The organism is Microbacterium sp. C448 (assembly GCF_000582705.2).
Lineage (GTDB): Bacteria > Actinomycetota > Actinomycetes > Actinomycetales > Microbacteriaceae > Microbacterium > Microbacterium lacus_A.
Map to the genome: position 1 here is coordinate 22,995 of NZ_HG779729.1, position 6,099 is coordinate 29,093.

Annotated in this window: 6 protein-coding genes; 3 read left to right on the forward strand and 3 right to left on the reverse strand. The window is 69.8% G+C overall.

Annotation, left to right across the window (positions count from 1 at the left end; all coding sequences use genetic code 11):
• Positions 1 to 51: 51 nt before the first annotated feature.
• Positions 52 to 933, reverse strand: coding sequence for a PHP domain-containing protein (locus MIC448_RS11295; RefSeq protein WP_036299647.1), 882 nt, complete (start codon positions 931 to 933; stop codon positions 52 to 54).
• 98 nt (positions 934 to 1,031) lie between these two features.
• Between MIC448_RS11295 and MIC448_RS11300 the strand changes: the two genes are divergently transcribed.
• Both MIC448_RS11300 and MIC448_RS11305 read left to right on the forward strand, forming a co-directional pair.
• Entirely contained in the window at positions 1,032 to 2,057 is a 1,026-nt protein-coding gene (locus MIC448_RS11300) for an endonuclease/exonuclease/phosphatase family protein (protein ID WP_036299649.1), read from the forward strand.
• A 50-nt stretch (positions 2,058 to 2,107) separates the two neighbouring features.
• On the forward strand, positions 2,108 to 3,568 hold the full coding sequence (locus MIC448_RS11305) for an aminopeptidase P family protein (RefSeq protein ID WP_051513667.1): 1,461 nt from the start codon (positions 2,108 to 2,110) through the stop codon (positions 3,566 to 3,568).
• A 70-nt stretch (positions 3,569 to 3,638) separates the two neighbouring features.
• Here the strand turns inward: MIC448_RS11305 and MIC448_RS11310 are convergent, their stop codons facing one another.
• Together MIC448_RS11310 and MIC448_RS16435 are read right to left on the reverse strand one after the other, a co-directional pair.
• A complete protein-coding gene (locus tag MIC448_RS11310) occupies positions 3,639 to 4,358 on the reverse strand; it encodes an alpha/beta family hydrolase (protein WP_144238039.1) in 720 nt (239 codons plus the stop codon).
• Between the two features lie 29 nt (positions 4,359 to 4,387).
• Positions 4,388 to 5,206, reverse strand: coding sequence for a general stress protein (locus MIC448_RS16435; RefSeq protein WP_232711583.1), 819 nt, complete (start codon positions 5,204 to 5,206; stop codon positions 4,388 to 4,390).
• 58 nt (positions 5,207 to 5,264) lie between these two features.
• Between MIC448_RS16435 and MIC448_RS11320 the strand changes: the two genes are divergently transcribed.
• A partial coding sequence (locus MIC448_RS11320) for a magnesium transporter MgtE N-terminal domain-containing protein (protein ID WP_036299651.1) occupies positions 5,265 to 6,099 on the forward strand: 835 nt, incomplete at its 3' end.

The window sequence follows — 6,099 nt, forward strand, 5'->3', positions numbered from 1 at the left end:
GCCGCTTCGTGGTTCCCGTGTCCCGGGGTGGGCGTCCCGGGGCTGCGGGTCTCAGGGAAAGACGGGCGCGACTCCGGTGCCGCGCGCAATAATCCGTTCGACCATCTCGTCCGAGGTCGTGTTCTCGCCGGGCAGGTTCGGTTTGCCGAGGCCGTGGTAGTCACTCGAACCCGTGACGATCAGGTTCCGCCGCTCGACGATCCCGCGCAGCACCGCCACACCCGCGGGTGTGTTCTCGCGGTGATCGAGTTCGAATCCGGCCAACCCCGCGTCGATCAGTTCTTCGAGATATGGAACCGGCATCATCAGTCCCCGCCCGGCGGGAGTCGGATGCGCAACGACCGGTACGCCTCCGGCGGCAACGATCAGGCGCACCGCGGTGAGCGGATCCGGCGCGTAGTGACCCTCGTAATAGCCCTCGCGCGGATGCAGGATGCCTTCGAATGCAGCGGACCGGTCGACGGCCAGGCCGCGCGCCACGAGCGCATCGGCGATGTGCGGGCGACCCACGGTCGCGCCGTCGGATGTCTGAGCGACGACGTCCGCCCACGACAGGTCGTAGTCGCGTGAGATGTTGCGGACGATCCGCTCGGCTCGCCCCATCCGGTCCGTGCGCACGCGTTCCATTTCGGCCCGAAGCGCCGGGTTGTCCGGGTCGAAGAGGTACGCCAACAGGTGGACGCTTCGCCACCCGTGCTTGGCGCTCAATTCCATGCCCGGCAGAAGCGTCATGCCGAGCGACGTCGTCGCCTCGGCGGCCTCCGCCCAACCGGCGGTCGTGTCGTGGTCGGTCAGCGCGATGGTGCGGAGTCCGTAGCGATGCGCCGCCCGGACGACCGTCTCGGGCGGTTCCGTCCCATCGGATCGCAATGAGTGGAGGTGCAGGTCGCTCGGTCCTTCGAATCGCCGCTCGAATCGCCGCTGCCCGCTCACCCCACGAGCGTACCCCCGCACGTAGATGCGGGGCGGGCGCCAGCGCTCGGGGCGCCCGCGTGGGTCGTTCTCCCAGCCTCGGCTTCTAGAGTCGGAACGTGCTGCGTGTGCTCGGGATCCTCATCGCCGTGCTGTTCGCGATTGCGACAGCGGTGCTGACCTGGCCCTCGTTCTTCCGGGTCGAGCAGACCTTTCCGATCGCTCAGATCGTGGCCTTCCGATCGCTCGTCGCCGTCGCTTTCGCAATAGCCGCGATCCTGATGCTGCTGCTGGCGATCGCCCGGCCTCTCCGCGGGTTCGCGCTCTCGATGGCCTTGGTCGCGATCGTCGGGACGCTCGGCAACGGGGTGATCGTCGGGACGCGGGGGCTCGGCACGACCGAGCTTCCCGCCGAGACGGAGACAAGCGTTCGCGTGATGACGTGGAACACGGCCGGCGAGGCGACGGATCCCGTCTCCGTGGCGCAGACAGCCGTCGCGATGCAGGCGGACATCATCTCGCTCCCGGAGACGACGATCGAGACCGGCGAGCAGATCGCGGTGGCCATGCGGGAACTCGGCCGACCCATGTGGGCGCACCACGTCGAGTTCAGCGTGGGCGTCGACACCTGGGATGCGCGGTCCACGACCCTGCTGATCTCCCCCGATCTCGGGGACTACTCGGTCATCGAATCGTCGCAGGACGGCTCGAGCAACACCGCGGTCCTTCCCAGCGCCGTCGCCATGCCGGTCGACGGTGAAGGCCCGATCGTCGTGGCCGTGCATGCCGTCGCACCGCGCCAGGGAGATATGGAGCACTGGCGCGACGACCTCCGCTGGCTGGCCGACCAGTGCGCCACCGGCAATGTGATCATGGCGGGCGATTTCAACGCGACCATCGATCACATGGCACGGCTGGGTGTCGACGGCGGAACGCTCGGGTACTGCCACGATGCGGCATCCGAATCCGGAAACGGCGGCGTGGGCACTTGGACGACGGACATCCCCGCTCTCGCCGGCGCACCGATCGACCACGTCCTCTCGACACCGAACTGGGAGGCGACAGGATCGATCGTGCTGCGCTCGCTCGACGGGTCGGGCAGCGACCACCGGCCCCTCGTCGTCCAACTCGAGCCCGTCGGCTGAGAGAGTCGCTCTCCCGGCGCCGCCACGGCAGCGCGTGCGAGACTGGAACGATGAGCACGACAGGTGAAACCAACACGGTGTCCGACGGCGCGGCGACCGACGAGGCTGAGGCCGCGAGCGCACGCGACGAGCGCGAGGCGCAGGCCAACGCGAACCGCCGGCAGCGATTCGGTCAGGGCTTTCTCGACACGATTTCGACCGGATGGGCCGACCGTCCCGAGCCGTCTGCCACAGCGCGTCCGCAGGCCGCCTATGCCGCGGCCCGTCGCGCCGTGCTGTCGGCGGCTTTCCCGGGCAAGCGAGTTGTGGTCCCCGCGGGCGGTGTGGCGGTGCGCAGCAACGACACCGACTATCCGTTCCGCGCCCATTCCGCGTTCGCGCACCTGACGGGGTGGGAGCGGGATGCCGAGCCCGACGCCGTCCTCGTGTTCGACCCCATCAAGGACGGACACACCGAGACCCTGTACTTCCGCGAGCGCGCCGACCGCAACACGGCCGAGTTCTACGCCGACGCCTCGATCGGTGAGTTCTGGATCGGTCCCCGCCCGGCCCTCGCGGGTGTCGCTGCCAATCTGGCGCTCGCTACGGCACACATCGAGGCGTTCGAGGCATCCGACGACGATCTCGTGGTCGGTGAGGACGAACACCTGACGCGCTTCGTGTCCGAGTTGCGGCTCGTCAAGGACGAATTCGAGATCGAGCAGATGCGCCTCGCCGTCCAGGTCACGGCGGACGGGTTCGACGACATCGTCCGCTCGCTCCCCCGCGTCGTCGCGCACCCCCGCGGCGAGCGCGTGGTCGAGGGCGTCTTCCACCTCCGGGCGCGCACGGACGGGAACTGGGAAGGCTACGACACGATCGCGGCGTCCGGACCTCACGCGTGCTACCTGCACTGGACCCGCAACGACGGTCCCGTCGTTCCCGGCGATCTCATGCTGATCGACGCCGGCGTCGAGGTCGACAGCCTCTACACCGCCGACATCACGCGCACCCTGCCCGTTTCGGGCCGCTTCACCGAGGTGCAGCGTCGGGTCTACGAGGCGGTGCGCGAGGCGGCGGATGCGGGGCTGCGCGCGGCCCGCCCCGGCGCTCGATTCCGCGAGGTGCACGAGGCCGCGATGTCCGTGATCGCGGCCCGCGTCGCCGAGTGGGGCCTGCTGCCGGTGACCGCCGACGAGGCACTCGCGCCCGGGACAGGTGGACAGCACCGGCGCTACATGGTGCACGGCACGAGCCACCACCTCGGCATCGACGTGCACGACTGCGCACAGGCGCGGCGCGAGATGTACTACGACGGTGTTCTCGAGGCCGGCATGGTGTTCACGATCGAGCCGGGCCTGTACTTCCAGATCGATGACGTGACGGTGCCGGAGGAATATCGCGGCATCGGCGTCCGTATCGAGGACGACATCCTGATGACGACGGAGGGCCCGGTCAATCTCTCGGCCGACATCCCGCGCTCGGCCGACGACGTCGAGGCCTGGATGGCTCGGCTCGCGCCGCAGGTCTGAGTCACTTCGACAGGCTCAGCGACCGACTACCGCGACGCTCCCTGAGCCTGTCGAAGGGAGCGTGCAGACCTCAGAGCAGTCGAGCGCGGAGGAACTCCGCGACGAGCGGCGCGAGGTCGGCCCCGACCTGATCCGCGGGGCGCTTATGCCCCTTCACCTCGAACGAGTGCCCGCCGCCCTCGATCCAGGTGAGCTGAGCGTCCTGACACGCCTCGACCGCGCGCTCCAGCCCGTCGTGGGGCACGACGAAGGGGTCGATGGTGCCCGCGACGAACAGCTGGGGCACCGCGATCCGCGGCAGGTGCTCCGCGCGCTCCTTCGCCGGGTCGCCGGGCGGATGCAGCGGATAGCCGAGGTACACGAGGCCCGCGACACCGAGCGGCCGTTCGGCCTCGGCCATCGAGGCCATGCGGCCCCCGTAGGACTTACCGGCCGCCCACAACGGCTCACCCGCGGGCGCTTCGCCCCGGGCACGGTCGACGACCGCGCGCCAGGTGGCGATCGCGTGCGCCGCGGGCCCCGGCATCCGTCGTCCTGCCTCGCGGTAGGGGAAGTTGAAGCGCACGGTCGCGACGCCCGCGTGCGCGAGCGCGTTCGTGAAGCCGACGAGGAACGGGTGGTCGTACCCCGCACCGGCGCCGTGCGCGAGGACGAGCGTCGTCCAGGCCGCGGTGGGACGCTGCGAGGCGACGCTGATCTCGGCCTCGCCCGTCGGCAGCGTCACGGGCCAACGCTCCACGCCGCCGGTTGCGGAGGAGATCTCGTCGTCGGAGGATGCAGGCACAGACATCCGTCCTCCGAAGTGGAGATCTCCTCCGTTCACGAGTCGCTGCGGCGGTCTGAGTCGGTCGCGTCGCGCGGGGTGTCTGCCGAATCCTCTGAAGCGTGGTCGGATGCCTCGGAGTTGGCATCACCGGGCTCGACAGGCGGCGCTGCCGCGGCGGGCTCGATTCGCTGGCCGTAGCGCGGGGGTTCCTCACGCGGCGCCTCGGGAGCCGCGTGGTCGATGCGCTCACCGTAGCGCGGGGGCGCGGCGTCCGGTGGCAGCGGGGGCCGCTCAGCTGGCCCCGCCGCACCGCCGGGCGCGGGCGGTACCGGCGGAAGCGCACCAGACCCGGGAGCAGCGGGAGCAGCGAAGGGAGCAGGAGCGGATGCCGATGCCCCGCCGCCGACACCCAGCACCTGCCGCGCCTTCGCGAGGCTGTCAGCCCCGACCGTGACCTCGTAGTGGTCGGCGAGGACCTGCATGACGGAGGCGAAATCGCGGCGCCGGCGAATGAAGGAGTACGTGATGATGCTGAGCAGCATCCCGACCGCGACACCGACGAAGAGCACGCCGACGAACGCCTGGATCGGAACGGAAGGGCTGCCGAGCACGAGGATCGCCGAGAAGAACAGGCCGATCAGCAAACCGTTCACAGCACCCGAACGTGCGGCGGTGGCGTACCCCAGGCGTCCGGTCACCCGTTCTATGGAACGAAGCCCCAGGCCGACGATCGCGATGTCTCGCGCGGGAACCTCGCCCGCGATCAGCGCCGAGACCGCCTTCTGCGCACCCTCGTAGGTCGGAAAGCTCGCAATGGTCTCGCCGACGGCTTCTCCACGTCTGCCCGTAGGGGCGGGTCCCAACATACTCATCCGCCCATTCTCCCACGCCCTCCCTAGGCAGCATCTGTGTCGGGGCTACGCTGGAGCAGTGAGCACGCAAAGGGTCTTTGTCGCGCGCCTGGCCGGGTGCGCCGTCTTCGACCCCGCGGGCGACCGCCTGGGACGCGTCCGCGATGTCGTTGTCGTATACCGAGCAAGCGACCCACCGCGTGTGGTCGGGCTGGTCGTCGAGATCCCCGGACGCCGGCACGTCTTCGTGTCGATCGGACGCGTGACATCGATCGCGACCGGCCAGGTCATCACGACCGGCCTGATCAACGTGCGCCGGTTCCAGCCGCGCGGCGGTGAAGTGCGTGTCCTCGCCGAACTGCTCGGGCGCCGCGTCCACCTGATCGATGGCTCGGGTGAAGCCGTCATCGAGGATGCGGCCATCGAACGCAACCGCCTCGGCGAGTGGGCCATCGGCCAGCTGTTCCTGCGCCGCCCGAAGACGAGCGCCAGCCCCTTCGCCAAGGGACCCACGACGTTCGCGAACTGGAGCGACGTGCGCGAGCGCATGGCGCCCGGCGAGTCGCAATCCGTCGAGCAACTGGTGGCCTCTTACTCCGAGCTGCTGCCCGCCGACCTCGCCAACACTCTGCTCGATCTGCCCGACGCGCGGATGATGGAGGTCGCGGGCGAGCTCCCCGACGATCGTCTCGCGGATGCGCTCGAAGAGATGCCCGAGGACGATCAGGCGCACATTCTGGAACAGCTCGGCGACGAGCGGGCCGCCGACATCCTCGACGCGATGGAGCCGGATGACGCCGCCGACCTACTCGCCCAGCTTCCGGAGGGCCGGTCCGAGCAGCTGCTCGATCTGATGGAGCCCGACGAGGCGGACGACGTGCGCGCCCTCCTGGCCTACGGCCCCGACACGGCGG

What these genes read in the sequence shown, in the direction of transcription:
- MIC448_RS11310 (WP_144238039.1), bottom strand. Translation starts at nt 4,358, where the DNA reads ATGTCTGTGCCTGCATCCTCCGACGACGAGATCTCCTCCGCAACCGGC.
- MIC448_RS11305 (WP_051513667.1), top strand. Translation starts at nt 2,108, where the DNA reads ATGAGCACGACAGGTGAAACCAACACGGTGTCCGACGGCGCGGCGACC.
- MIC448_RS16435 (WP_232711583.1), bottom strand. Translation starts at nt 5,206, where the DNA reads ATGAGTATGTTGGGACCCGCCCCTACGGGCAGACGTGGAGAAGCCGTC.